Source organism: Pseudomonadota bacterium (assembly GCA_039193195.1).
Classification (GTDB): Bacteria; Pseudomonadota; Gammaproteobacteria; order Steroidobacterales; family JBCBZW01; genus JBCBZW01.
The window spans coordinates 108,940-134,595 of the sequence record JBCCWS010000012.1 but is presented as its reverse complement, the minus strand read 5'-3'; the positions used below and the strand labels follow the sequence as shown (position 1 = coordinate 134,595).

Here is a 25,656-nt window from a genome sequence, read left to right as displayed (position 1 = left end):
CGCCGAGCGTCACCTAATTTACCAAGCGGCCCACTAGGCCCAGCTGCGGTGGCGCGGCTACGGCGCGTTGCAATGCGTCCCTAGATTGCCCATGCTCGCAGCGATTGACCGCTGCGAGGGATGCCGATCATGCTGAGGGAGCCGCCATTTACCATCGGGATCGAGGAGGAGTACTTGCTCGTCGATCGCGAGACGCGGGACACCGCCCAGGAGCCGCCAGACGAGATGATGGCTGCCTGTGCCGCCAAGTGCGACGACCAGGTCACGCCCGAGTTCCTGCGAGCGCAGATAGAGATTGGGACGCGGGTCTGCAAGAACGTGGCCGAGGCGCGCGATGAGCTCAAGCACCTGCGCGGCACCATCGTCGAGGTTGCTGGGGAGTATGGCCTAGCCCCCATCGCAGCGTCCTCCCATCCCTTCGCAAACTGGCACCAGCAAAAGCGGACCTCGAAGGATCGCTACGCCGCGCTAGAGACGGCAATGCAGGCGTCCGCCCGGCGCTTGCTTATCTGTGGCATGCACGTGCATGTGGGCATCGACGACGACGAGCTGCGCATCGACCTGATGAATCAGTTCGCCTACTTCCTGCCGCACCTGCTCGCGCTCTCCTGTTCCTCGCCTTTTTGGGAAGGTCAGGACACGGGGTTGCAGTCCTATCGCCTAACCGTGTTCGATGGTTTACCGCGCACGCGCCTGCCGGAGAGCTTCAGCAGCTTTGCGGAGTTTGAGCGACACGTCGCCGTGTTGGTGAAGTCCGGTGTGCTGGAGGACTCGTCCAAGATCTGGTGGGATATCCGACCGAGCTCGCGCTACCAAACGCTGGAGACGCGGGTCATGGACGTCTGCACGCGCTTGGAGGACTCGCTGACGCTGGCCGCCCTTACCCAGTGTCTAATGCGGTTCCTGTTCCGTCTCAGGCGCGGCAACCAGCGCTGGCGCAACTTCGCCAATATGCTGATCCAGGAAAACCGCTGGCGCGCGATGCGCTACGGGTGTGACGGTGGGCTGATCGACTTCGGCATCTCCCAGGTGGTGCCCTACCAGTCGCTGCTCGATGAGATGCTGGATCTCATCGCTGAGGACGCTGAGTTCTTCGGTTGCACGGCGGAGGTGGAGCGAGCCCGCGATATTGTCACCCGCGGCAACAGCGCCCGACGGCAGGTGGCTGCGCATGCGCAGGCTATCGAAGCGGGGGCCAGCAAGGAAGAGGCCCTGCGGGGTGTGGTCGACATGCTGATCAAAGAGACGGCGATGGACCTGTGAGGGCGGCGGCGATCACGCCCCCAGCTCGAGATCTACCTGACGACCTTGCTTGGCGCCGGTGGCGATGAGCCTGCCGGCCCATCGAGTGTCAGTGGCGCCCATGATGGAATGGACCGACCGTCACTGTCGCTACTTCTTACGCTTGCTCGCCCCGCGCGCGCAGCTGTACACGGAGATGGTGGTGGCTGCCGCGATCGTGCACGGCAGCCGTGACCGTTTCCTGGCTTTCGATGTCGCCGAGCATCCGCTGGTGCTTCAGCTGGGCGGCAGCGATCCCGCCCAGCTCGCGCTGGCGGCGCGCATCGCGCGGGAGGAGTACGGCTACGACGAGATCAACCTCAACGTCGGTTGTCCAAGCGATCGCGTTCAGTCCGGTCGCTTCGGCGCCTGCCTTATGCGCGAGCCGGAACTGGTTGCGCGCTGCTTGCAGGCTATGGCGCAAGCTGTGGATGTACCCGTCACGGTGAAGACCCGCTTGGGCGTGGATGAGGACGATAGCTACGAGTTCCTCGCGCAGTTTCTCGAAACACTGCGCGCCGCGGGGTGCGGCACAGTGATCCTGCACGCGCGCAAGGCCTTGCTGAGTGGCCTGAGCCCGAAGCAGAACCGCGAGATTCCGCCCCTCGACTACGCCCGCGTACAACGGGTGAAGCTCGACTTCCCCGAGCTGACCGTGGTGATCAACGGCGGTATCACCACCGTCGAGGTGGCCTTGGAGCAGCTCGACGCGGGGCTCGACGGGGTCATGGTGGGACGCATGGCCTACCACGACCCCTGGCGCTTCGCCGCCCTCGAGCAGGCGGTGCTGCACAGCGAAGCGCCCCAGGATCGGTCCAGCGTCGTTCGCGCCTTCGAGCCGTATCTGCGCGATCAATATGCGCGTGGGGTACCGCTGAAGGTCATGACCCGTCACCTTTGTGGATTGTTCAGTGGGTGCTACGGTGCCCGGCGCTGGCGTCGTGCCATGTCCGATCCAGCGCTGATCGGTGAACACCAGCTAGACATCTTGGGCTATGGCCTATCGCTCGTGAGCGAGGCCGCGACCCCGCCGAGCGGCGTCGCGAGCCCGGCATGAGGGAGGCGGGCGGACACCCGATTGGACACAAGCGCTGGCCAACCGGAGAATACCCGCGGTTGTGGCGCGGCGGCGTCTTTCCGCTTCCGTGCAGCCCTCTCTTTGTCGCGGAGCGACTCTACCCTTAAGGACCAAGATGGCGAAGAAAGACCGTAAGAAGGGGAAGGCTGATAAGCCGGGGAAGAAGGCCCGCAAGAAGGCCACCCTCGCTAGCCAGGCCGATCGGCACGTGCTGTACGAGAAGTCCGTGCAGAGCCCCGAGGATGAGATCGACCTGATTCGCCAGTTTTACGCCAATCACCGCAAAGCCAAGCCGCGCGTGCTACGCGAGGACTTCTGCGGCACGGCCACGCTGACCTGCGAGTGGATCAAGGCCAGCCCGAAGCACCGCGGCATCGGCGTGGACTTCGATCGAGAGGTGCTCGACTGGGGCCGCGAGAACAATGTAGGCAAGCTGACGGCGAAGCAGGCGGAGCGAATCCAGCTGATCGAGGCTGACGTGCTGGCGGTCGAGACCGATCCGGCAGACATTCTCGTGGCCTTCAACTTCAGCTACTGGACCTTCCAGACCCGAGAGCGGATGCTGGCCTACTTTCGCCAGGCGCTCACGTCGCTGAGCGACGACGGTCTCATGCTGCTCGATTTCTACGGCGGCCCCGACGCGTTCACCGAGTGCGTCGAGAAGACCAAGCACGAAGGCTTCACCTACGTCTGGGAGCAGGCCAACTACGATCCCCTTTCAGGTAGTGTCGACTGCTTCATCCACTTCCACTTTCCCGATCGCTCGAAGATGCAGCCCGCCTTCTCCTATCGCTGGCGCTTGTGGACCTTGCCGGAGCTGCGCGATGTGATTTTGGAAGCGGGGTTCAGCGATATCACCGTGTATTGGGAACAGGCTGACGATGAGGGCGAGGGCACCGGCGAGTACGAAGCGGTGGAGCGCGGCGAGGCGGATCCGGCGTGGATCGTGTACGTGGTTGCCGAGCCCTAGGGTGGCAGCCCTCTCTCGCTTGACTACGTGGCGGCCCGCACGCAACCTAGACGGGTTAACCACCACGCGGCCCGGGTCCTCGGTTTCCGGTCGAAAGTAGCATGCCCCAGCGGAGCGTCTCCCTCGCCGTAGTTTTCGCCGACGTCGTCGGCAGCACTCGCTTGTACGAGCAGCTGGGCGACGCCAGGGCCCGCGACACCGTCGCACGTTGCATCGAGGTCATGACGAAGGCCACTCAGGTGCACGGTGGCCGTGTCGTCAAGACAATGGGCGACGAGGTGCTAGCGACCTTCGCCAGTTCCGCCGCTGCTGTAGAAGCCTCTTGTCGCATGCAGATGATGATCAAGGAGGACATGCGTGGCGCGGGTGTGCCGGTGGACATTCGTATCGGCCTGCACTACGGCCCGGTCATGGAGGAAGAAGACGACGTTTTCGGCACCACCGTGCATACGGCCAATCGGATGACCAGCCAGGCCAAGGCCCAGCAGATCATTACCACCGGTGCAACGGTGGAGACCCTACCTAGCAACCTTCAAGGTGCCACGCGCCAGATCGATTTCGCCAAAGTGAAGGGTCGCAGCGATGGCATCGCCCTGTTCGAGGTGCTCTGGCAGCGCGACGACAACACCGCGATGCTGCCGACGATCGAAGGGATGGTCGGTGAGACCAGTGCCAAACGTCTGGTGCTGCGCTATCAGGGCCAGGAGTTCACCGTTGGCGAGTCCGCTACGCAGGCGACACTGGGTCGCGCCGAGGACAGCGATCTCGTGGTGAAGGACACGCTTATCTCGCGTGCGCACGCTCGCGTCGAGTACGAACGCGGCCGCTTTACGCTCTACGACGAGAGTACCAACGGCACCTGCGTCATCACCGAAGATGGCGAGGAGCTGTACATCCGTCGCGACCACGTGCAGATCAAAGGGCGGGGCATTATCGGCTTGGGCCGAGTGGCGCGCCGGGACACTATCCATACGCTCAGCTTCGAGTTGTTCGAAGACGGCGGTCCGCAAGGCGATTGAGGCCCGCGTGGCCGCCATTGACCTCACGCGCTCGGGGGCACCTAGAGACGATGAAGATAAAACTCGAAGTAGATGTGGAAGCGTCGGAGATGCGCGAGCTCGTGGGCTTGCCGGATGTGTCCGGCTTGCAGTCCGATGTACTGAAGGCTGTTGGAACGCGAGTCAACGCCGCCGCTAAGAGCGCCGATCCCCTGGCCCTGCTGAAGGCGATGGTACCTCCCGGGTTGCAGTCGGTCGTCGACTGGCCGGGCCTGCTGCAACGAGCCATGCAGGAGGGGATGGCAGAGGTAGAAATCGATCCGTCGAACCGCAAGGGCGCCGAACCGCCGGTAGACGGTTCGACGCGCGACTGAGCGGCGCTGGCAGGCGCGCCTTCTGGCGTCCCGGCCAGCTTGCTCTGCGGTGCGCTCAGGCCTTGGCGGTGACCTCGGCGACGGCCTGCTCGGCGGCCTCGACCACCTGGCTAGCCGCTTCGCTCGCCGCTTCGGTCACATCGTCGGCAACCGACTGCAGCGTCGACTTGTTGGCGAGTTCCTCGCGCACGGCAGCCGTCATCTTCGCCTGGGTGCTTCCCAGGATGCCGATTGTGGTGCGCACGTCGTTGACCACGCGGTTGCGGGTCTGCGGCAGCATAGACACCTGCTCGTTCACCAGGCTGCTCAGAGAGCCGGCTTGCGCAGCCAGCTGCAGGCGCTGCGTGCTCTCATCCACGATCCCCTCGACCACCTGCACCTGGTGGCGCACTAGCTGATCGATGCCGTCGTGGGCAACTTCGTTGAGCCGCAGGCCGGCGCTGCCGATGCGTTGGGTGGGACCTTTGGCGCTGGCGACCAGGCCAGCGGTACGGTTCAGGGCGCCGCGAACGCGCACCACGGAACCGCGCGTGAGCCGCATCGGGGCGGACATGGCCTTCTGCAGTGCCGTTTCGGTGTTCTCGGTCATGGCTTCCTCGTTTGTCGTTGATAATAGGGTGTTGCAAGTGCACCGTTTGATGCGCCGCAACAGGATGCGAAGTTAGGGGTTTTGCTGCGCTGTGTCAAGAGCTCGGAATGTAAAAATCTGCCGCTGGCCGGACGGCGCACCCGAGTGAGCGTCGACGAGGTGACCCAAGTCTTTGCCGACGGCGGGGTTCTGGCCCGAACGGTGGAGAAGTACGCGCCCCGCGAGGAGCAGCAGGAGATGGCGCTGGCGGTCGCGGAAGCGATGGCCTCGGGCGAGAACTTGGTGGTCGAGGCGGGCACCGGCACAGGCAAGACCTTCGCCTACCTAGTGCCCGCCTTGCTGAGCGGAAAGCGGGTGGCGATTTCGACGGGTACTCGCGCCCTCCAGGATCAGCTCTACGCGCGCGACTTTCCCACGGTAGCCCGGGCCATTGGGGTGCCGGTGGAGGTGGCGATGCTCAAGGGGCGGGGCAACTACCTCTGTCGCCATAGGCTGGGTCAGGCGGTGGATCGTGGCGGGGAGGCGGCCGCTCTGGCGCGGATTCGCGAGTGGGGTTGGCGCACGCGCGCCGGCGACATCGCCGAGGTGGAGGACGTACCGGAAGAGTCGTCCGTCTGGCCTCAGGTAACGTCGACGGCCGACAATTGCTTAGGCAGCCGCTGCGCTGAGTTCTCCGACTGCCACGTCGCCCAAGCCCGGCGGCGGGCTAGCGCAGCGGGGCTGGTCATCGTTAACCACCACTTGTTATTAGCGGACCTTGCCCTGCGCGACGGAGGCTTTGGTGAATTGCTGCCGGACATCGATGTAGTGGTGGTCGATGAGGCCCATCAGTTGCCACAGATCGCTGCGCAGCAATTCGGTCGCAGCTTCGGCTCTGCTCAACTCGCGGCGTGGGTAGGAGACTTCACCGACGATTTGACTCGTACGGGAGGCACGACCCCACGTTTCGCGGCCATCTGTAAGGACCTCGAGGATCGCGCGGCCGGCGTGCGCAGCGCCTTTGGCCAGGACGCTCGGCGGCTCGCCTGGGATGAGCTTGGCGAGCGGGCGAGCCTGCCCCTGGAGCGGGCTCTCGAGGAGATCGCCGAGCACCTCGCAGTGCTAGCATTAGCTTTGGAGGAGCGCGAGGATGATGAGCCGTCGAGTGATCACCTGGCGCGCCGCGCAAGGCAGCTAGGTGCCTTCCTGCAGGACTTCCTGGCCGCGGCAGGGCCTCGTGCCCAAGCGGTAGCGGATCCTGCTGACGCGCTGCTGCGTTGGGTGGATGTGCACCGACATCACTTCTCCCTACATCTCACCCCCGTCGAGGCGGCAACCGCTCTGGGCGCGTCGCTACAGGCGCGGCGCTGTGCCTGGGTGATGACGTCGGCCACGCTCGCCGTAGAGAAGGACTTCCGCCATTTCCTCGAGCGCGTCGGACTGGATCTGCAGACGAAGACGCTCCAGCTGACGAGTCCCTTCGACTACCAGCGAAATTGCCATGTGTACCTGCCCGACGCTTTGCCTGACCCGAGTGCGAGAGGCTACGTGCAGCAGGTTTGTGCTGCGGCCCTGCCGTTGCTAGGAGCTAACCCCGGCGGAAGCTTCGCTTTGTTTACGAGCCATCGCGCCATGGAAGCCGCTCGCCGTTGGCTGGACGGGCGCTTGGAGCGCCTGCTCCTGGTGCAGGGAGATGCGCCCCGATCGATCCTTCTAGAGCGCTTTCGGGCGGACGGGCGGGCCGTCTTGCTGGGCACCAGCAGCTTCTGGGAGGGCGTCGACGTGAGGGGACCAGCCCTCTCGCTGGTAGTGATCGATAAGTTGCCCTTCGCCTCGCCTGCAGAGCCGCTGCTAAAGGCGCGCCTGGACTGGCTGGAGGAACAGGGCCGCTCGGGATTTCGAGATCACCTGTTACCCAACGCGGTCATTGCCCTGAAGCAGGGCGTAGGGAGACTGATCCGCGACCACGATGACCGTGGGGTCCTGATGCTGTGTGATCCTCGCCTGCGCTCGCGTGGTTATGGCAAGCGGTTTTTGCGTAGCCTGCCGAGTATGACCACCACCTGCGTGATCGAGGACGCTGTGCGCTTCCTGCGCCAAGGCGCAGGCGAGGCGCCTGCGTTGCTGCGCGAACCTCTAGGCGAGGGATCAGAGTGAAGCTGCTCGCCATCGACACGGCGACCGACGCATGCACGGTCGCCCTCGCCATCGACGATCAGGCGCGCTGCGCGCATACCCATGAGCCGCGCGTACACGCGAAGCAGCTACTCGCCATGATCGATGAGCTCCTGCGGGAGGCGGACATGGCCTTGGGCGGACTCGACGGCATCGTGGTCGGCGTTGGGCCCGGCAGCTTCACTGGCGTGCGAATCGGTTGCAGCACTGCGCAAGGGCTCGCCCTCGCAGGCGACATCCAAGTGCTGCCGGTATCCAGCCTGGCCACGGTGGCCGCGCAGTTCGTGCCGCATCGCTTCGCCGAGGCAAGCCCCGAGCGCACAGCGCAGCGGGTCATCGTGGCGCAGGATGCGCGGATGGGAGAACTATACTGGGGGGCTTTCGAGCCCTCGCCGGCCGATGTGCTGAGCACGCGCGTAAGCGATCGCGCAGATCCGCCCGAGCGCTTGCTAGCGCGCGCGAAGGCGCTGAGCGACGGGGAAAAACCGCTCCTACTGGCGGGCACGGGCGCGCAGGCACACCCCAGCCTGCGCGAGTTGCTGCGTGTGCACGACACGTGTGCACCGGCCCTTCCGAGCGCTCGCGACGCCCTGGCACTGGGGGCTCGCGACTTGCTTCACGGCCCAGGCGGAGTGCCCCCCGAGCAGGCGCTACCGGTATACTTCCGCCCGCCGGTGTAGCCAGCGTAGGAGCCTACGCTTGCGACGGGACCGCATTGACGCAACATGAGCCGGACCCTGGGAGGGACCAAGCCAGTGGGTGACCAGCGCATTCTGATCGTCGAGGACGAACAGGCGATTCGAGAGATGACGGCGTTTGGCTTGCGTCGTGCCGGCTTCGAGGTGGCCCAAGCAGAAGACTGCCGCGGTGCCAGGTCTATGATCGCTGACAAGCAACCGGACCTGATTTTGCTCGACTGGATGCTGCCGGAGATGAGCGGACTAAAGTTCGTTCGTAGCCTCAAGAAGGACTCTAAGACCAGCGATATCCCTGTCATCATGCTCACGGCCCGCAGTCAAGAAGAAGATAAGGTCAAGGGGCTCGATAGTGGGGCTGACGACTACATCACCAAACCTTTTTCGGCGCGCGAGCTGAACGCACGCGTGCGGGCGCTGCTGCGGCGCGCGGCACCTTCCGGTGATGCGGAGGTCCTCAAGGCCGAAGCGCTGGAGCTAGACCTGCCTGGCCATCGGGTAACCGCGCACGGTAAGCCGGTGCAGTTGGGTCCCACCGAGTTCAAGCTCCTCAAGTTTTTCATGAGTCACCAGGATCGAGTGTACAGCCGCACACAGTTGCTCGATCGCGTGTGGGGCGGCAACGTATACGTGGAAGAGCGTACCGTCGACGTGCACATTCGACGCCTGCGTAAGGCCTTGTCGGAGCATGGCTGCGATAGCTACATTCAGACCGTCCGCGGCGCGGGCTATCGTTTCTCTGTGAAGACTGAGTAGCCTGTCTCGCCAACGATGATGCCGATGCGCTTTTGGATACTCGCTGCCCTGCGCATCCTTGCCGTGCTCGGCGCGCTCGCGGTGCTCGGCTCCTTGGTCGGCTACCCCCTGACCTGCATCATCGTGGGTCTCGCCTTGTACACGTGCTGGCATCTGGTCCAGCTCAAGCGCGTGACTCGCTGGCTTCAGCGCCAGCAGCCAGATCTCGACGAGGTGCCGGACGCGATTGGGCTCTGGGGTGAACTGGCAGCTCAATTGCGCGGCTTGGTGTATCGCGATCGCAGACGTGAGCGGCGATTCGAGACCATGCTGCGCGAGTACCAGGAGTCCACTGCAGCGATGCCAGATGCGTCGGTAGTGCTCAATGATGCGCGCGAGATTCTGTGGATAAACGAGGCGGCCTCTCGCCTGCTCGGCCTCGATGGTGAGCGGGATATCGGGCAGCGGCTAGACAACCTGATCCGTCGCCCGGAATTCGCCACGTATCTCACGCAGGAAGACGTGCGCGAGCCGTTGGAGATCGTATCGCCGATCAACAAGAAGACCAAGCTCGCCGTACACACTGTGCCCTTTGGTACGGGGCGACGCCTGCTTATGTTCCGCGATAACACGCGTCTGCATCAGCTGGAGAAAGTGCGACGGAAGTTCGTCGCCAACGCGTCGCACGAGCTGCGCAGTCCGCTCACGGTGATCACAGGCTACCTGGAGCAGATGAGCGACGATCCGGTGCGGGACTCCGACTGGGACATGCCGCTCGGCGAGATGCAGCGACAGGCCAGGCGGATGGCGGCCATCATCGACGACCTCCTCGAGCTCTCGCGGTTGGAATCCTCCGCACGGCTCGCTCGCTTCGAACCGGTGAGCTTGGGAGCGATGCTGCGAGATGTCGTGTCGGAGGCGGCTTCGCACGCACCAGAGCCTCCCCCAATTGAGCTCTCTCTGGAATCGGACCAGCACCTGCTCGGCGAAGAGCATGATCTACACAGCGTTTTCGCCAATCTGGTGATCAACGCGGTGAAGTACACGCCGAGCGATGGGCGGGTCGACGTCCGTTGGCGCGTCGTCGACGGCGTAGGGCAGGTCATCGTCGAAGACACGGGCATCGGCATTGCGCCAGAGCATGTGGTGCGCCTGACGGAGCGCTTCTACCGCGTGGACAAGGGTCGGGCCCGGCAGGCCGGCGGCACAGGCCTCGGGTTGGCGATCGCCAAACATGCGCTGCAGCGCCACGACGCCACGATCGAGATCGAAAGCGAGCTTGGGAAGGGCTCGCGGTTCTGCTGCCACTTCCCGTCTCGCCGAGTGAGCCAAGCGCATCCCGCCTCGACCACCCGGCGCTCCGCAGTCGCCGCCGACTGAGCACGTAGGGAACTCTTCCCGTTGCCACAAGTCCGTAACACTGTTCAACTTATTATGAATCGGACTTGAATTCTTCCTCACGATCGTATGCACTCTTACGGGTGAGGTGACGAAGAAGCAACCCACCGGCGGCGGTTGCCCCAATAAAGGCAAAAGGGTGAAGCGTGGATCAGCCAGATCTCGGGCATCACATCTCGCGCCAGTTCGACGAAGACCTTTCTGCACTGCGCCATCGCGTGTTGCACATGGGGGGCATGGTCGAGGCTCAAGTTGAGCGTTCTCTGCGCGCGCTATCCGACGGCGACGAACGTCTCGCGGCACAGGTATGTGCCGACGATCGTAAGATCAATCGCATGGAAGTAGTCCTCGACGAGGAGTGTCGGCGCATATTGGCTCTGCGCCAGCCTGCCGCTAGTGACCTACGCTTAGTCGTCGCGACGCTGAAAACAGTGACCGATCTTGAGCGGATCGGCGATGAGGCGCAAAAGATCAGTGAGGCGGCAGCGCGCTTGAGCGAGATTGATCGCAGCGGTCCGGTGTTCGACCGGCTGCAATCGCTCGGGCGTCAAATAATGACTATGGTGTCGGGTGTTTTGGACGCCTTTGCCCGCCTCGATGCACGCCATGCAATCTCGATTGCGCGACTCGATAAGGCGATCGATACGCAGCACGCGACGATTCGCGAGGACGCTACGGCCGCAATGATGGAGTTCCCGGCCGCCGTGCCCCAGCACCTCGACGCTATCTGGGCGTCCCGTTCGCTCGAACGTATCGGCGATCATGTGCACAACGTTTGTGAGCACGTCATCTTCATGGTGTACGGGCAAGACGTCCGTCACAGCGAACTTGCCGATCTCGACATGGCCCTCGAGGCCAGCAATGCCGATAGCGATCCAAGCGCCGACGGCGCGCCGCCAGGCTCCCGACCGAGCCCCCTACCCACCGCCTGAAACACCATCGTCACCTGACGACTATAATCTCGCGCGGATTCGACCGGGCCTAGTCCGGCACGTGGTGTCGTTGGAGGAGCCGATCCTGCTGCAATCGAGGCTGATTTTCGCGCTCGCCAATTTGGCGGTGGTGCTGCTTGTGGCGGGCTGTGGCTCGGGGCAGGGCGTGCGCGAGCATATCCATATCGTGGGTTCATCGACGGTGTATCCCTTCTCCACTGTGGTAGCAGAGCAGTTTGGCCAGAAGACGCCGTTCCCCACGCCTCTGATCGAGAGCACGGGCTCCGGCGGTGGCATCAAGCTGTTCTGCGCCGGTCTCGGATTCGAACACCCGGACGTGGTGAACTCCTCCCGCCGCATCAAGGCTAGCGAGGTCGCCGCCTGCGAACGCCGGGCCGTCAAGGATATCGTCGAGGTCAACATCGGCTACGACGGCATTGTGATGGGGCTATCGCGAGCCAACTCACCGCCTGCGCTCACGCGCGCACACATCTTCCTAGCGCTCGCCAAGCAGGTGCCCGACGGTGATCGGCTCATCGATAACCCCCATCGGCGCTGGAGCGATATCGATCCAGCCTTGCCCGCCTGGGAGATCCAGGTATTTGGCCCACCGCCAACCTCAGGGACGCGCGACGCGTTCGTCGAGATGGCGATGGAGGAGGGCTGCAAGCGCTCGGCGCTGTGGATTGCTGACCTCGCGCGCATGGACAGGCTTCGATTCCGCTCGCTCTGCCACGCCATGCGAGAGGATGGGCACTTCATCGAAGCGGGTGAGAACGACAACTTGATCGTGAAGAAGCTGAGCACCAACCCGCAGGCGCTCGGAATCTTCGGCTTCAGCTCCCTAGATCAGAACCTCGATCAGGTGCAGGCGGCACCGGTGGACGGCGTGACCCCGACCTTCCGCAACATCGCCAACGGGCGCTACCCAATTTCACGACCGCTATACTTCTACGTGAAGAAGAGCCACGTACGCCTGGTCCCCGGATTGCGTGAGTTCCTCGCCGAGTTCACGGGTGAGGATGCCGCTGGAGAGTTCGGCTACCTTTCCTACCGCGGACTCATTCCCTTACCCGATGGCCGCCGTCTCGATGTCGCGCGGCGTGCCGCCGAGCTGACGCCCTTGCGACTGTCGGATTCCTGATGATTCTATTCTTGCTCCTGACCGCGTTCGGCATCGCCGCGTACCGGATCGGTTCGCAGCGGGCCGTAAACGCTGTCGGTGGGCTGGATAAGACGCGCGAGTTGCATTCACGCCCCGGCTACTACGGGGCGCTTACGGCCCTTTGGTGCGTTGTTCCCGCGCTGCTGGTGGCTTTGATCTGGACCAGTCTGCAGCCCGTATTGCTCGACTCTATGCTGCTCGAGGGCCTGCCGGTTGGCGCCTCGGCGCTAAGCGAGGACGAGCGCAGCGCCCTCGCCACGAACGTGCGCCAGCTGGCAGCGGGACGGGAGATCTCCGCTGAGGTGACGCCCGCCCTCGAGGCCGCGGCTGCGCAATACCGCAACTGGCAACTCCTCGGGCAGATCGCCCTGCTCGTGACCGTGTTCGGCCTATCGACGTTGTTCGGTTGGCTCGTGGCCCAGCGGATCAATCCAGAGCTTCGCGCACGCAATCGCGTTGAGCAGCTCGTACAGGGTGTCTTGATTGCTTGTTCCAGCGTGGCGGTCTTCACAACGTTAGGGATCGTGTTGTCTGTTCTCCTGGAGGCCCTGCGATTCTTTCAATCGGTGCCGCTGACGGAGTTTCTCTTCGGTCTGGAATGGTGGCCAAGCCGGGAGGGGCAGGGCGGTGCGTCCGGTTCCTTTGGCGCGATACCCCTGTTCGCTGGGACCCTACTGATCTCCGCAATCGCCCTTGCGGTGGCCGTGCCAGTCGGCCTGATGTCAGCGATTTACCTAGCCGAATACGCAACCCCGCGGATGCGAGCCATCGCCAAACCCTTGCTCGAGATCCTGGCGGGTATCCCTACGGTCGTGTACGGCTTCTTCGCGGCCTTGACCGTTGCGCCGTTCATTCGGGATGTGGGCATGGGCATCGGTCTACCGGTGTCCTCCGAGAGTGCATTGGCCGCCGGGCTGGTGATGGGCATCATGATTATTCCCTTCGTTTCATCCCTATCGGATGACGTAATCTCAGCGGTGCCGCAGGGCATGCGCGACGGCTCCCTTGGCCTGGGGGCGACGAGTTCGGAAACGGTCATGCGTGTGGTCTTGCCCGCCGCCTTGCCAGGAGTGGTGGCCAGTGTCCTGCTGGCGTCGTCCCGGGCGATCGGTGAGACCATGATCGTCGTCATGGCGGCGGGCCTGGTTGCCAACCTCTCCGCCAACCCGTTGGAAGCCGTCACCACGGTGACGGTCCAGATCGTTACCCTGTTGGTAGGAGACCAGGAGTTCGACAGCCCGAAGACGCTCGCAGCCTTCGCCCTCGGGCTCGTGTTGTTCTTCGTAACATTACTGTTGAACGTGGTGGCACTGCAGGTTGTGCGTCGATACCGAGAACAGTATGAGTAGTTCGACCGTCGGGCAGCCCAAATCCACCGCTCCCCGGGCAGGGGCCATCGAGGGCCTGTTGGATCCGCAGGAGGCTGCGCGCCGGGTGCAGGCGCGTCTCCCCAAGCGCTATCGCGACGAGAAGCTGCTTCGCCTAGCCGGGGTTGCCTCCCTCACGGTCGGACTCGGCTTCCTAGTCATCCTGCTCAGCAGCGTGGTGCTCCAAGGCCTTCCTGCCTTTACCCAGACGCACGTGGCGTTGGACATTCGGTTCGATGAACACGTGCTCGTGCGGGATGGCGACAGTTCGCGCGAAATGCTCGCGCGGGCCTCCTACGGACGCCTCGTGCGCGATGCGCTGGACCGCATCTTTCCCGGTGAGTCGCGCCGTGATCGGCGCAGTCTCTATCGGCTCGTCTCCACCGGTGCTGCCTATCGCCTGCGCGATTACGTGCTGAGTCATCCGCAGGCGATAGGCACCGAGCGTCGCTTCTGGCTGCCTGCGGATGAGGAGATCGATCTACTGGTCAAGGGCTACGTCGACCGCGACGATGCCGCTACCCCCAGCCGCCTGTCCGATAAGGAGCTCGCGTGGGTCGATGAGCTCCAGGCCCAGGAGCGCATCAAGCGGCGCTTCAACCTGGCGCTGTTCAGTCGTGGCGACTCGCGCGATCCGGAACTCGCGGGCATCCTCGGGGCGACGATGGGGTCGGCGCTCACGCTGCTGGTCACTTTGCTAGTCTCCTTCCCCATCGGCGTGGCCGCGTCGATCTACCTAGAGGAGTTCGCGCCGAAGAACCGCATCACCGACATCATCGAGGTCAACATCAACAACCTCGCCGCGGTGCCCTCAATCGTCTTCGGTTTGCTTGGACTGGCCCTGTTTATCGATCTGTTCGGCCTGCCTCGCTCCGCACCCCTCGTAGGCGGTTTGGTGCTCTCCCTGATGACCTTGCCCACCATCATCATTTCGAGCCGTGCGGCACTGAAGACGGTGCCACCCTCCATCCGCGATGCTGCGCTTGGCCTAGGGGCCTCGAGAACGCAGGTGGTCACCCATCACGTGTTGCCGCTGGCGATGCCCGGTATGCTGACGGGCACGATCATCGGCATGGCGCGCGCCCTGGGTGAGACCGCACCCCTGCTGATGATTGGCATGGTGGCCTTCGTAGTAGATGTCCCCGCGAGCCTGACCGATCCCTCCACGGTGCTGCCGGTTCAGATTTACCTCTGGGCTGACAGTCCGGAGCGCGCCTTCGTCGAGCGCACCTCGGCGGCCATTATGGTCTTGCTTGTTTTCCTGATCGCGATGAACGGCGTCGCGGTGTACCTGCGCCGACGCTTCGAGCAGAGCTGACCTAATGCCCGATTCGACTGCGCAGGATGGACTCGGAAACACGGTTGGCACGCCGACTCTGTCCGATCCTTGGGTCTCGGCCAAGGGCGTGAACGTCTGGTACGGCGACAAACACGCGATCAAGAACGTTAGCCTCGACTTCGCCCAGCACCAGGTCATCGCCATGATCGGCCCTTCCGGCTGTGGCAAGTCGACCTTTCTGCGTTGCCTGAATCGGATGAACGACACGATCGAGGACTGTCGCGTGGAGGGCGATATCCGCCTCGATGGCAACGACGTTTACCACAAAGACGTCGATCCCGTGGCCCTGCGTGCGCGGGTAGGGATCGTCTTCCAGAAACCCAATCCGTTCCCGAAGTCCATCTACGAGAACGTTGCCTATGGCCCACGGATTCACGGGCTAGCGAGCGCTCGCGCGGAACTCGATGAGATCGTCCTTACAAGTTTGGAGAAGGCGGGGTTGCTAGGAGAGGTGAAGGATCGCCTGGACTCGCCCGGTACGGGGCTATCCGGTGGCCAGCAACAACGCCTGTGTATCGCGCGGGCGATTGCCGTGAGCCCGGAGGTGATCTTAATGGACGAGCCATGCTCAGCGCTCGACCCGATCGCAACGGCCCGGATCGAAGACCTCGTGGATGAGCTGCGCCAGAGCTACACGATCGCCATCGTGACGCACTCGATGCAGCAAGCCGCGCGCGTGTCGCAGCGCACGGCCTACTTTCATCTGGGCCATCTGGTCGAGGTGGGCGAGACGGATCGCGTCTTCACCAACCCTCAGCACAAGCTCACCGAGGACTACATCACCGGCCGGTTCGGCTGAGGCGAGCCGATCAGCGCGTCGATGAGGTCCAGGTAGATCGCCGTCAAGCGACCGATGTCCGGTACATCGATATGCTCGTCGATCTGATGAATGCTCGCGTTCACCGGGCCCAGCTCCACCACCTCGATTCCCGCCGGCGCGATAAAGCGTCCATCGGACGTACCGCCGCCCGTGTCCATCGTCGGCACGGTGCCCGTGTGCTTTGGTAGCACCTCACGCACGGCTTGGGCGAGTGCTCCCGCCTTACTGAGAAAGGGCGGTGATGCCGGATCATCCCAAACCAGTTCCATGTGCTCAGTGAGGCCGTGACGACCCAGGATCTCCAGCACCCGGTCTTGCAGCGATTCGACTGTCGATTCGGTGCTGTGGCGGAAGTTGAACACTACGTCGAGGTGTGCGGGGATGACGTTGCTGGCGCCGGTGCCCGCTTGGGCCTGTGCTATCTGGAAGCTCGTCGGCGGAAAGTACTCGTTGCCTTCGTCCCATCGCGTGGCGACCAGCTCGGCCAAGGCCGGTGCCGCCCCGTGAATGGGATTGCGTGCCTTGTGCGGGTAGGCCACGTGCCCTTGCTTGCCGATCACGCGGAGGCGGCCGGTGAGGGAGCCGCGTCGTCCAACGCGTACGATATCGCCCAACTTACCCTGAGAGGAGGGCTCACCGATCACGCACCAGTCGATCCGTTGGCCGCGTTGCTCGAGGGTCTCGATCACTCGGCGCGTGCCGTCGCGGGCAGGCCCCTCTTCATCGCTCGTGAGCAGGAGCGCAAGGCGCCCGCGACCGCCCGTGTGCGCGATCCAAGCCTCGAGGGCGGTGACCATGGCAGCGACGCCAGACTTCATGTCCGCCGCGCCCCGCCCATACAGTCTTCCGTCGCGTACCGTTGGCTCGAAGGGTGGACTGCTCCAGCGATCCAGAGGACCGGTGGGCACCACGTCCGTATGGCCGGCGAAACAGAGCACCGGCCCGTCAGCTGGCGTGGCTTCATCGCCGGGGTGAACGGCCCATAGGTTGCTCACCTCGCCGAAGGGCAGGTCTTGCACTTCGAAGCCCAGGGTTCGCAAGCGCTCGCCGATCAGCGCCTGGCAACCGGCGTCCTCTGGAGTGATCGACGGTCGAGCGATGAGCTCGCGGGTGAGGGCGAATGCCGCGTCCTGGAGCGCTTGGACAGTTGTGCGGCTCATGTTGTGCGCAGCAGTTCGTTGAGGCCGACCTTGGCACGCGTCTTCGCATCCACCCGCTTCACGATGACGGCACAGGCCAGGGAGTAGCGCCCGTCCGGCGCAGGCAAAGCCCCAGGAACGACCACCGCGCCCGGGGGCACCTCCCCGTAGCTCACCTCGTCGGCCTCGCGGTCGTAGACGCGTGTGCTCGCGCCAATGAACACGCCCATCGCGATCACCGCCCCTTGGCGCACGCGCACGCCCTCCACGATCTCCGATCGCGCGCCGATGAAGCAGTCGTCTTCGATGATCGTCGGCGCTGCTTGGAGGGGCTCTAGGACGCCGCCGATACCGGCGCCTCCCGACAGGTGTACGTTGCGCCCGATCTGTGCACAGGAGCCTACGGTCGCCCAGGTGTCGATCATGGAGCCCTCGCCGACGTAGGCGCCTAGGTTGACGTAGCTCGGCATGAGGACGACGTCGGGACCCACGTACGCGCCGCGGCGGACCACCGCTTGAGGCACGACCCGCACCGCGTCACGGCGAAAACGACCCTCGTCGTAATCCTCGTATTTCAACGGCACCTTGTCGTAGTAGCGACTGACGCCGTCGTCAGTCACGGCGTTGTCCCGGAGACGGAAGGACAAGAGCACGGCTTTCTTCAGCCACTCGTTGACGCGCCAGCCATCGTCAATCGGCTCGGCCACGCGCACGCGGCCCTCGTCGAGACCATCGAAGACCGATTCGACGGCCTCTACCAGTGCGGGGTTTGCATTCGCAGGGGTGATTTCCCCGCGGTGTTCAAAGGCGTCTTCGATCAGCTGTCGCTGTGCTTCCATTGGGTACGTTTTCCTAGGCGGCGTGCGCAATCGGCGCGACGCGTTGCGTCATGGATGGATCAAGAGATATCGAGCAAGGCGCGTAGGCGCTGCAGGGCCTCGGCGCACTCGTCCCTCGCGGGGACCAGGGAGATGCGCACGCGATCTGCCCCCGGCGTGCGGCCCGAGAAGGGATCCGGGCGCGCCATGTAAGCGCCTGGCAAGATACGTAGCGCCTGACGTCTCCAGGCTTCGCGAGCAAAGCGTTCGGCGTTGATCGGCGGTCGTCCCCAGAGGTAGAAGCTGGCGGCGGGCGTGCTGGCGTCGAAGGCGAGCGGCAGGTGATCGCGGGCCAGGGCAAATTTCTCACGGTAGGCGGCACGGTTGCTCCGCACGTGGGCCTCATCCCCCCAGGCCGCGATGCTCGCCCGTTGGGTCGGCAGGGGCATGGCGCAACCGTGGTAGGTGCGATAGCGACGGAAGGCGCTGATCAAGTTCGCATCGCCGGCGACGAAACCGCTGCGCAAGCCCGGCAAGTTGGAGCGTTTGGAGAGCGAATGGAAGACGGCGCAGCGGGCGAAGGTGTGCTCGCCCAGGCTGTTGGCTGCAGCCAACAGCCCCGCTGGCGGCGTCGCCTCGTCCAGGTAGAGTTCGCTGTAGCACTCATCGCTGAAGATGACAAAGTCGTGGCGATGGGCGAGTTCGATAGCATCCCGCAGGGTGGCGAGATCGGCTACGGCGCCTGTGGGGTTCCCAGGCGTGCACAGCACCAGAACCTGGCAGCGCCGCCACACATCGTCCGGGACGCGCTGCAGATTGACGCCCCAGGCATCCTCGGCCTCCAGGGGCAGGTACCACGGCTGAGCGCCTGCGAGTAGGGCGGCGCCCTCATAGATCTGGTAGCCCGGATTGGGTACGACCACTGTCGGTCGCTGACCAGCACTCGTATCCAGGGTTGCCTGCAGGCAGGAGAACAACCCCTCGCGCGTTCCGCAGACCGGAATCACTTGAGCTTCGGGATCGACGTCAGGCAATGCGAAGCGCCCTTGTAGCCAGTTGGCGATCGTCTCACGCAGTGCCGTCAGGCCTGGGGTAGTCGGGTAGCGCGTGAGCTCGTGGAGGTGGGCCCGTAGGCGCTCGACTACGAAGTCCGGCGCCGCGTGCTGGGGCTCGCCAATGGCCAGGGAGATCGGCCGGAGTGCGGCGGGCGGGTTCACCCCAGCGAGCAGTTTCCCTAGGCGTTCGAAGGGATAGTCATGAAGCTCGGCCAGGCGGGGATTGCCCGTCGGACCCACGCTGCCGTCGTGGGTCCCAAGATCCTCAGGCACCCGTTCCCCGCGCGCGCTGTTGGGCGTCGTCCGGCTCGTGCAAGGCGCTTAGCAAAAGCTCCTTCAACTGAGCGCAAGCGGCGTCGGTCAAGGGAGCGCCCGCTTCGTCCGTAAGGATGAATACGTCTTCGGCGCGCTCGCCGATGGTGGAGATCTTCGCCGTGTGCAGCTGGACCCGCGCCTCGCGCAGGGCCGTGCCGGCGTCGAACAGCAGCCGCGGGCGATCCGGTGCAACTAGTTCCATCACCGTATGTCCGGCCCGTGCATCGATCGCGAACTCGATGCGGGTTCGGGTGGAGAACAAGCGCACCCGGCGCGGCGTCTTGCGCGACACCGCGGGTTCGAGGCCATCGCGGGCCATCGCTTCGCGCAGGCGTTGTTCCAGCTCGCTAACGCGACCAGCATCGTCCAGGGTCTTGCCGCTCTCATCCAATACGACGTAGGTGTCGAGGCTTGCCTGGTTGGCCACGACCGTGAGGCGAGCTTCGAGCACATTTAATCCCAACTCTGCGAACACGGCGGTGGAGCGGGCGAAGTTGGCCGGCGAGTAGGGCTGGTAGATCAGCACGCCCGTGCCGCCGCGCTTTGGTTCGCGGGCCACGGCGATCAACGACTCCGCGCCGTCCATCGCCAGCGGCGCCAGGCGATTGCTGTGCCAGATGACCTCCTGGGGCGAGTGGCGCAGGAAGTACTCGTCCGTGAAGCGATTCCACACGCTGTCGATAGCCGCGGGCTCCAACCCGCCCTCAAGCAGCTGCTCGCGAGCGGCCGCCTGCGTCTGATCGATCAACTCCTCGCGATCGATGGGGTTCTCTAGGCCTCGTCTGAGGGCGCGTCGCGTGGCCTGGTGCAGCTCGCGGAAGAGCGAGGCCTTCCAGGAGTTCCAGAGCTTGGGGTTGGTGCCGCGCACGTCCGCGACCGTCAACACGTAAAGGTAATCGAGGTGGGTTTCGTCACCGACCACCGAGGCGAACTCGTGTAGCACCTCCGGATCGCTAATGTCCTTCTTCTGCGCGGTCACCGACAGGAGCAGGTGGTGGCGAACCAACCAGGCCACGAGCCGCGCGTCGTAGCGCGGCAGCCCAAGCTCTAAGCAGAATGCCTCCGCGTCCACGGCGCCCAGCTCCGAGTGGTCGCCGCCACGGCCCTTAGCAATGTCGTGGAAGAGAGCGCCGAGGTAGGCGATCTCCGGCTTGGGCAGGGCCTGCATGATCTCGCTGACGTCTGGGAACTCTGCGTCGAAGCGCGAAAGGGCCAGGCGGCGCAGATTGCGCAGGACGAACAGCGTGTGCTCGTCGACCGTGTAGGTATGGAAGAGGTCGAACTGCATGCGTCCGACGACGCGCCCGAAGGCGGGAATGTAGCGCCCGAGCACGCCGAGGGCGTTCATGCGTCGCAGTTCGCGGGTGACCCCCTCGGGAGCACGTAGCAGCTGGACGAACATTCGGTGGTGGCGCGGGTTCTGGCGGAACTCCTCGTCGATCAGGTGCAGGTGCTTGCGCACGGAGCGGATCGTGCTCGCGCTGATCCCGCGCAGGTGGTAGTGCTGCTGCATGATCAGAAACATCTCGAGCAGCGCCGAGGGCTCCTGCGCGAATACGCCCTCGTGGCGTACCCGCACGTAGTCCCGGTGGATCTCGAAGCGCTCGTTGATGGGCGTTGGAGCCTGGTCGGCTCCCGCGTCGATGATCGCCTCGCGAAGCATTTGCAGCAGCATGTCGTTCAGGCGCGAGAGCTCCTTCACGGTGCGGTAGTAGCGCTGCATGAACTGCTCGACGGCGAGCGTGTAGCTGGCGTCCTCGTAACCAAACATCTTAGCTAGGCGAGTCTGTAGGTCGAAGAGTAGGCGGTCTTCGCGGCGGCCGCTGGCCAAATGCAGCGCGAAGCGGATGCGCCAAAGGAATCGCTGCCCGGAGAGCAGGGCTTGGTACTCGTCCGGAGTCAAAAAGCCCTGATCCGCGAGCTGATCTAGGGTGTGGGTATTGAAGTGGCGCTGTGTCACCCAAGCGACCGTTTGGATATCGCGCAGGCCGCCGGGGCTGCCCTTGACGTTAGGCTCTAGGTTGTATGCCGTGTCGTGGTAGCGCGCGTGACGTTGGGCCTGTTCCTCGGTCTTGGCTTCGAAAAACCCAGCGGAGGGCCACATGCGCGCTGGGCTGATGGCCTCCTGCATGCGCGCGAAATGCTCGGATGAACCGGCTAGCCAACGCGATTCCATCAGTGCTGTGAGCACCGTGACGTCGCATCGAGCCTCGCGCTCGCAATCGCGCACGGTGCGGATGCTGTGGCCGACTTCCAGGCCGATATCCCACAGGGTCGTGATCATCTGGCTGATCGGGTCCTGCTTGTCCTTGGGCGAGGCGCCGTCGGGCAGCAGGAGCATGATGTCGATGTCGGAGCAGGGGTGAAGTTCGCCGCGGCCGTAGCCGCCGACCGCGATGAGTGCGATCGGCATCTCGCAGGACTCGAAGACGCGCTGCCAGACGCGGGTAAGCACTTCGTCCACCAGCGCCGCGCGCCCGCGGACCAGGGACTCGATGCTATCGCCCGCCTCAAAGCGCCGATTGAGCTCACTATGGCCGAATTCCAGGGCCTCGCGAAACAGGGCAATCGCCTCCTGATGCTTCGCCCCGGCGGCGCGATTGAGCGTGTCTCGTGGCAACCATGTCACGGTGCCCTCGCCGGCGAGGGTGCTGGCGGCAAGGCCCGGTTCGGCGGAGTACAGCGGCGCCATGGGTCAGATGTCGCCAGCGGATCCGAGCGTCAGGACCTCGAAGCCGTCGTGGGTGACGAGCACCGTGTGCTCCCACTGGGCGGAGAGGGAATGGTCCTTGGTGACCACGGTCCAGCCATCGGGGAGCAGGCGTACGTGGCGCTTGCCTGCGTTCACCATCGGCTCGATGGTGAAGGTCATGCCCTCTTCGAGAGTGACCCCGGCGCCGGGCTTACCGTAGTGCAAGACCTGCGGTTCCTCGTGGAAGATGCGGCCAATCCCGTGACCGCAGTATTCGCGAACGATGGTGCAGTTCTCTCCCTCCACATAGGTTTGGATCGCGTGACCGATGTCACCCAGGGTGGTGCCGGGACGGACTAGCTCGATGCCGCGGCGCATGCCCTCGTGGGCGACCTTCGACACCCGATCGGCGATCACCGTGGGTTTTCCCACGTAGAACATACGACTCGTATCGCCGTGGAAGTTGTCTTTGATCACCGTGATGTCGATGTTGACGATGTCGCCCGCCCGTAACTTCTTGTTGGACGGGATGCCGTGGCACACCACGTGATTGACTGAGGTGCAGATGGATTTCGGAAATCCCTTGTAGTTAAGGGGCGCTGGAATGGCCTCCAGCTCATCGGTGATGTAGCGATGGCATATTTCGTTGAGCTCATCCGTGGTTACGCCTGGACTGACGTGCTCACGGACCATGTCTAGCACCTGCGCAGCGGCTGCTCCCGCCGCACGCATTTTTTCCTGATCTTCCGGGGACTTGATGCTTATCGCCATATTGGGACTTGGGTACCGAACCGATTGTCGCTGAGGGGATTCCGTGCTATAAAGCGCCCGCCATTTTGGCATAGCAGCAACTGGTGGCTCCAGCAGCTACCAATACTTCTCACACACGTCGTCACACTCCGGTTGGGTGCCCTACCGATCCGCTTGGGATCCGCGGGTTTCCGGGTGGGGCGTGTGGAGGCCTAACCCGGAGAAAAATCAGATGACTACTCCCTCCATGCGTCAGATGCTGGAGGCCGGTGTGCATTTTGGCCACCAGTCTCGCTACTGGAACCCGAAGATGGCTCCGTACATCTTTGGCGAACGCAACAAGATCCACATCATCAACCTCGAGCGCACGTTGCCCCTGTACCAGGAGGCGGCGGGCTTTGTGAAGAACATGGTGTCCAACGGCGGCCGGGTCATGTTCGTTGGCACCAAGCGGGCCGCTCGCGACACGATCGCCCGAGAAGCGGCACGCTGCGACATGCCCTTCGTATCTCATCGTTGGCTCGGCGGCATGCTCACCAACTTCCGTACCGTGCGCCAGTCGATCAAGCGCCTGAAGGAGCTTGAGACCCAGCTCGAGGACGGCACTTTCGATCGCCTCGCGAAGAAGGAAGCCCTCAACCGCCGCCGCGAGCTCGAGAAGCTCGAGCGCAGCCTGGGCGGGATTAAGGATATGCCGGGTCTTCCCGACGCCCTTTTCATCGTGGATGTCGGGCACGAGACCATCGCCCTCAACGAGGCGCGCAAGCTGAACATCCCCGTGGTCGGCGTGGTGGACACGAATTGCTCCCCGGAGCGCGTGGACTACCCGATCCCCGGCAATGACGACGCCATGCGCGCCATTGAGCTTTACACCATGGGCATCGCTGACGCGGTGCTTGAGGGCCGCGAGTCCTCGCCGGCGCTCGACCTCGGTGGCGAGGACGACTTCGTTGAGCTCGACGAGGATGGCAAGCCACGCAAGGCCGCTGACACCGGTCGCCGGGAGGCCCGTGGTCGAGGCAACAACAAGCGTCGCAGTGCCAGCGGTGGCGGCGCGCGTCGCGCAGCGCCCAGCGCGGAGCCCACGCCAGCACCGGCGCCAGCGGCAGCGCCAGCGAGCGATGCCCCGGCGGAGGCGCCGGCGGCGGTAGCGCAAGACCCGGGCGGCGACGACACGAGCGCTTAGCTACGTCGTCACGCCTGCTGCCTGCGCGCAGTCGGGGCCGACCGAGGCGTCGGCCGGGCGCGGGACGAGACAACTCCACTCCGGGCCGCCGTAGCATCGGCGGCACGGCATCTTTGGCCCCAGCTGAGGAATATCAGGACATGAAGATCAGCGCTGACATGGTGCGCCAGCTCCGGGAGCGTACCGGCGCCGGCATGATGGAGTGCAAGAAGGCACTGGTGCAGACCGAGGGCGACCTCGATGCTGCCGCCGAGAACCTGCGCAAGGCAGGCATTGCCAAGGCCGACAAGAAGGCCGGCCGCGTCGCTGCCGAGGGCGTCATCGCCGCGGCCGTGGCCGAGGGTGGCAAACAGGCCGTGCTCGTGGAAGTGAATAGCGAAACCGACTTTGTCGGCAACGGCGATGACTTCCGTGGGTTCGCTAATACGGTTGCCAGCGTCGCCTTGGGCCTAGGCTCCGAGGATGTTGAAGCCCTTGCTGGCGCGGACTTCTCGGACGGCAAAACCGTCGACGAGGCACGCCGAGAGCTGACCGCTCGCGTAGGTGAGAACATCACCATTCGCCGCATCTCTCGCGTCAGCAGTGACGGCCAAATCGCCCATTACTCCCACGGCGGTCGGATCGGCGTGCTGGTGGCCTACGAGGGCGGCGACGAGCAGCTTGGTCAGGACCTCGCGATGCACGTTGCGGCCGCTAAGCCCCAATACCTGGATGAGTCCGCGGTTCCCGGCGATACGCTCACCAAGGAGCGGGAGATTCTGATCGCTCAGGCCGAAGGCTCCGGCAAGCCCGCCAACATCATCGAGAAGATGGTGGAGGGGCGCCTGCGCAAGTTCCTCGGTGAGATCACCCTCATGGGTCAGCCCTTTGTGAAGGACCCAGATATGTCGGTGAAGAAGCTGGTCGCCGCTGCCAAGGCTACGGTCGGCGCCTATCAGCGCTTCGAGGTGGGTGAGGGTATCGAGAAGGGCGGAGACGACTTTGCCGCCGAGGTGGCTGCCCTTAGCGGCAGCAATTGATAGGCGCGTTTCAGGCCCCTAAGGAGCTGCCGACTGGATGAGTGCTAGCAGTCCCCTGATCTTCCGTCGCGTGCTGCTAAAGCTGAGCGGCGAGGCACTGCTCGGCAGTGTCGACTACGGCATCGACCCCGCGGTGCTAAAGCGCATCGCCGGGGAGATACACGACGTGGTGTCGCTGGGGTTGCAGGTGGCTGTTGTCATCGGCGGCGGTAATATCTTCCGCGGCGCGGGCTTGGCCCGCGCCGGTATGGACCGGGTGACCGGCGATCACATGGGAATGCTCGCCACCGTCATTAACGCCCTGGCAATGCAGGATGCCCTCGAGTCTTGCGGGGTCACCGCTCGAGTCATGTCCGCGATTCGCATCAACGAGGTGTGCGAGGACTACATCCGCCGCCGGGCGATTCGGCATCTGGAGAAGGGGCGGGTTGTGGTGTTCGCTGCGGGCACGGGAAACCCGTTCTTCACCACGGATACGGCGGCCAGCCTGCGGGCGACGGAAATCGGGGCCGACCTGCTGATGAAGGCGACCAAGGTCGATGGCGTGTACTCGGCGGACCCCGTGACCACGCCAGATGCGAAGCACTACCCACGCCTGTCCTTTAACCAGGTGCTTGCGGACGACCTACGCGTCATGGACACCACGGCGATCGTGATGTGTCGTGAACACAACTTGCCCCTGCGCGTGTTCAATCTGCACAATCCCGGGGGCCTTGAGCGCATCGTCCGCGGCGAGGATGTGGGGACGCTGCTGACCAATGACCCGCGGTAGCTGACGACTAGCGAT

General features: G+C 64.2%; 23 protein-coding genes. 17 read left to right on the top strand and 6 right to left on the bottom strand.

The genetic code is table 11. The features are described 5' to 3' along the window. The first annotated feature begins 132 nt into the window (after positions 1–132). The 5 genes from AAGA68_12500 to AAGA68_12480 all read left to right on the top strand — a co-directional run bounded on the left by AAGA68_12500 (position 133) and on the right by AAGA68_12480 (position 4,701). A complete protein-coding gene (locus tag AAGA68_12500; protein MEM9385877.1) occupies positions 133–1,263 on the top strand; it encodes a carboxylate-amine ligase in 1,131 nt (376 codons plus the stop codon). Positions 1,264–1,327: 64 nt separating this feature from the next. Next, positions 1,328–2,338: a tRNA dihydrouridine(20/20a) synthase DusA gene (dusA, locus tag AAGA68_12495; GenBank protein ID MEM9385876.1), complete on the top strand. Its 1,011-nt coding sequence runs from the start codon at positions 1,328–1,330 to the stop codon at positions 2,336–2,338. A gap of 136 nt (positions 2,339–2,474) precedes the next feature. After that, positions 2,475–3,329, top strand: a complete 855-nt coding sequence (locus AAGA68_12490) for a class I SAM-dependent methyltransferase (protein MEM9385875.1) — start codon at positions 2,475–2,477, stop codon at positions 3,327–3,329. A 101-nt stretch (positions 3,330–3,430) separates the two neighbouring features. Further along, entirely contained in the window at positions 3,431–4,348 is a 918-nt protein-coding gene (locus AAGA68_12485; GenBank protein MEM9385874.1) for an adenylate/guanylate cyclase domain-containing protein, read from the top strand. Positions 4,349–4,398: 50 nt separating this feature from the next. Next, entirely contained in the window at positions 4,399–4,701 is a 303-nt protein-coding gene (locus tag AAGA68_12480; protein MEM9385873.1) for a hypothetical protein, read from the top strand. A 55-nt stretch (positions 4,702–4,756) separates the two neighbouring features. On the opposite strand, the gene phaP is transcribed toward AAGA68_12480, so the two are convergent. Beyond that, positions 4,757–5,290 carry a TIGR01841 family phasin gene (gene phaP, locus AAGA68_12475; protein MEM9385872.1) on the bottom strand — a complete coding sequence of 178 codons (534 nt, stop codon included), beginning with the start codon at positions 5,288–5,290 and terminating at the stop codon, positions 4,757–4,759. Positions 5,291–5,434: 144 nt separating this feature from the next. Here phaP and AAGA68_12470 point away from each other — a divergent pair, with 144 nt between their 5' ends. The 9 genes from AAGA68_12470 to pstB all read left to right on the top strand — a co-directional run bounded on the left by AAGA68_12470 (position 5,435) and on the right by pstB (position 15,874). Next, positions 5,435–7,426 (top strand): ATP-dependent DNA helicase, encoded by a 1,992-nt coding sequence (locus tag AAGA68_12470; GenBank protein ID MEM9385871.1) that lies wholly within the window; start codon positions 5,435–5,437, stop codon positions 7,424–7,426. Further along, entirely contained in the window at positions 7,423–8,124 is a 702-nt protein-coding gene (gene tsaB, locus AAGA68_12465; GenBank protein MEM9385870.1) for a tRNA (adenosine(37)-N6)-threonylcarbamoyltransferase complex dimerization subunit type 1 TsaB, read from the top strand. The genes AAGA68_12470 and tsaB overlap by 4 nt, the downstream gene beginning before the upstream one ends. Before the next feature lie 45 nt (positions 8,125–8,169). Continuing rightward, the gene (gene phoB / locus AAGA68_12460) at positions 8,170–8,895 is read left to right on the top strand and encodes a phosphate regulon transcriptional regulator PhoB (protein ID MEM9385869.1); all 726 of its coding nucleotides are present in this window, start codon (positions 8,170–8,172) and stop codon (positions 8,893–8,895) included. Between the two features lie 24 nt (positions 8,896–8,919). Next, positions 8,920–10,254: a phosphate regulon sensor histidine kinase PhoR gene (phoR, locus tag AAGA68_12455; protein ID MEM9385868.1), complete on the top strand. Its 1,335-nt coding sequence runs from the start codon at positions 8,920–8,922 to the stop codon at positions 10,252–10,254. 164 nt (positions 10,255–10,418) lie between these two features. Next, positions 10,419–11,204, top strand: a complete 786-nt coding sequence (gene phoU, locus AAGA68_12450; protein MEM9385867.1) for a phosphate signaling complex protein PhoU — start codon at positions 10,419–10,421, stop codon at positions 11,202–11,204. A 121-nt stretch (positions 11,205–11,325) separates the two neighbouring features. Then, entirely contained in the window at positions 11,326–12,348 is a 1,023-nt protein-coding gene (locus tag AAGA68_12445) for a substrate-binding domain-containing protein (GenBank protein ID MEM9385866.1), read from the top strand. Then, a complete protein-coding gene (gene pstC / locus AAGA68_12440; GenBank protein MEM9385865.1) occupies positions 12,348–13,718 on the top strand; it encodes a phosphate ABC transporter permease subunit PstC in 1,371 nt (456 codons plus the stop codon). The genes AAGA68_12445 and pstC overlap by 1 nt, the downstream gene beginning before the upstream one ends. Next, complete coding sequence (gene pstA, locus AAGA68_12435) at positions 13,711–15,054, top strand: phosphate ABC transporter permease PstA (GenBank protein ID MEM9385864.1); 1,344 nt, start codon at positions 13,711–13,713, stop codon at positions 15,052–15,054. Before pstC ends, pstA begins: the two co-directional genes overlap by 8 nt. A 4-nt stretch (positions 15,055–15,058) precedes the next feature. Further along, positions 15,059–15,874, top strand: coding sequence for a phosphate ABC transporter ATP-binding protein PstB (gene pstB, locus AAGA68_12430; protein ID MEM9385863.1), 816 nt, complete (start codon positions 15,059–15,061; stop codon positions 15,872–15,874). Here the strand turns inward: pstB and dapE are convergent. Genes dapE through map form a run of 5 tightly spaced genes read right to left on the bottom strand, consistent with a single transcriptional unit; the run spans position 15,850 to position 22,685 of the window. Then, positions 15,850–17,055, bottom strand: a complete 1,206-nt coding sequence (gene dapE / locus AAGA68_12425; GenBank protein MEM9385862.1) for a succinyl-diaminopimelate desuccinylase — start codon at positions 17,053–17,055, stop codon at positions 15,850–15,852. The two genes, pstB and dapE, sit on opposite strands and share 25 nt — an antisense overlap. Continuing rightward, positions 17,052–17,873 (bottom strand): 2,3,4,5-tetrahydropyridine-2,6-dicarboxylate N-succinyltransferase, encoded by an 822-nt coding sequence (dapD, locus tag AAGA68_12420; protein ID MEM9385861.1) that lies wholly within the window; start codon positions 17,871–17,873, stop codon positions 17,052–17,054. The genes dapE and dapD overlap by 4 nt, the downstream gene beginning before the upstream one ends. 59 nt (positions 17,874–17,932) lie before the next feature. Then, positions 17,933–19,123, bottom strand: a complete 1,191-nt coding sequence (dapC, locus tag AAGA68_12415; GenBank protein ID MEM9385860.1) for a succinyldiaminopimelate transaminase — start codon at positions 19,121–19,123, stop codon at positions 17,933–17,935. A gap of 49 nt (positions 19,124–19,172) precedes the next feature. Further along, positions 19,173–21,914, bottom strand: a complete 2,742-nt coding sequence (glnD, locus tag AAGA68_12410) for a [protein-PII] uridylyltransferase (protein MEM9385859.1) — start codon at positions 21,912–21,914, stop codon at positions 19,173–19,175. 3 nt (positions 21,915–21,917) lie between these two features. Further along, the gene (map, locus tag AAGA68_12405; protein MEM9385858.1) at positions 21,918–22,685 is read right to left on the bottom strand and encodes a type I methionyl aminopeptidase; all 768 of its coding nucleotides are present in this window, start codon (positions 22,683–22,685) and stop codon (positions 21,918–21,920) included. A 211-nt stretch (positions 22,686–22,896) separates the two neighbouring features. Here map and rpsB point away from each other — a divergent pair, with 211 nt between their 5' ends. The 3 genes from rpsB to pyrH all read left to right on the top strand — a co-directional run bounded on the left by rpsB (position 22,897) and on the right by pyrH (position 25,641). Beyond that, positions 22,897–23,850 carry a 30S ribosomal protein S2 gene (rpsB, locus tag AAGA68_12400; protein ID MEM9385857.1) on the top strand — a complete coding sequence of 318 codons (954 nt, stop codon included), beginning with the start codon at positions 22,897–22,899 and terminating at the stop codon, positions 23,848–23,850. Positions 23,851–23,990: 140 nt separating this feature from the next. Next, positions 23,991–24,869, top strand: coding sequence for a translation elongation factor Ts (tsf, locus tag AAGA68_12395; GenBank protein MEM9385856.1), 879 nt, complete (start codon positions 23,991–23,993; stop codon positions 24,867–24,869). 37 nt (positions 24,870–24,906) lie between these two features. Then, on the top strand, positions 24,907–25,641 hold the full coding sequence (gene pyrH / locus AAGA68_12390; GenBank protein ID MEM9385855.1) for a UMP kinase: 735 nt from the start codon (positions 24,907–24,909) through the stop codon (positions 25,639–25,641). Positions 25,642–25,656: the final 15 nt, after the last annotated feature.

Coding starts and splice junctions, on each gene's coding strand:
- dapD (MEM9385861.1), bottom strand. CDS start 17,873: ATGGAAGCACAGCGACAGCTGATCGAAGACGCCTTTGAACACCGCGGG.
- dusA (MEM9385876.1), top strand. CDS start 1,328: ATGAGCCTGCCGGCCCATCGAGTGTCAGTGGCGCCCATGATGGAATGG.
- pyrH (MEM9385855.1), top strand. CDS start 24,907: ATGAGTGCTAGCAGTCCCCTGATCTTCCGTCGCGTGCTGCTAAAGCTG.
- pstB (MEM9385863.1), top strand. CDS start 15,059: ATGCCCGATTCGACTGCGCAGGATGGACTCGGAAACACGGTTGGCACG.
- phoR (MEM9385868.1), top strand. CDS start 8,920: ATGCGCTTTTGGATACTCGCTGCCCTGCGCATCCTTGCCGTGCTCGGC.
- pstC (MEM9385865.1), top strand. CDS start 12,348: ATGATTCTATTCTTGCTCCTGACCGCGTTCGGCATCGCCGCGTACCGG.
- AAGA68_12480 (MEM9385873.1), top strand. CDS start 4,399: ATGAAGATAAAACTCGAAGTAGATGTGGAAGCGTCGGAGATGCGCGAG.
- pstA (MEM9385864.1), top strand. CDS start 13,711: ATGAGTAGTTCGACCGTCGGGCAGCCCAAATCCACCGCTCCCCGGGCA.
- map (MEM9385858.1), bottom strand. CDS start 22,685: ATGGCGATAAGCATCAAGTCCCCGGAAGATCAGGAAAAAATGCGTGCG.
- tsf (MEM9385856.1), top strand. CDS start 23,991: ATGAAGATCAGCGCTGACATGGTGCGCCAGCTCCGGGAGCGTACCGGC.
- AAGA68_12490 (MEM9385875.1), top strand. CDS start 2,475: ATGGCGAAGAAAGACCGTAAGAAGGGGAAGGCTGATAAGCCGGGGAAG.
- glnD (MEM9385859.1), bottom strand. CDS start 21,914: ATGGCGCCGCTGTACTCCGCCGAACCGGGCCTTGCCGCCAGCACCCTC.
- AAGA68_12485 (MEM9385874.1), top strand. CDS start 3,431: ATGCCCCAGCGGAGCGTCTCCCTCGCCGTAGTTTTCGCCGACGTCGTC.
- phaP (MEM9385872.1), bottom strand. CDS start 5,290: ATGACCGAGAACACCGAAACGGCACTGCAGAAGGCCATGTCCGCCCCG.
- dapE (MEM9385862.1), bottom strand. CDS start 17,055: ATGAGCCGCACAACTGTCCAAGCGCTCCAGGACGCGGCATTCGCCCTC.
- phoB (MEM9385869.1), top strand. CDS start 8,170: ATGAGCCGGACCCTGGGAGGGACCAAGCCAGTGGGTGACCAGCGCATT.
- rpsB (MEM9385857.1), top strand. CDS start 22,897: ATGACTACTCCCTCCATGCGTCAGATGCTGGAGGCCGGTGTGCATTTT.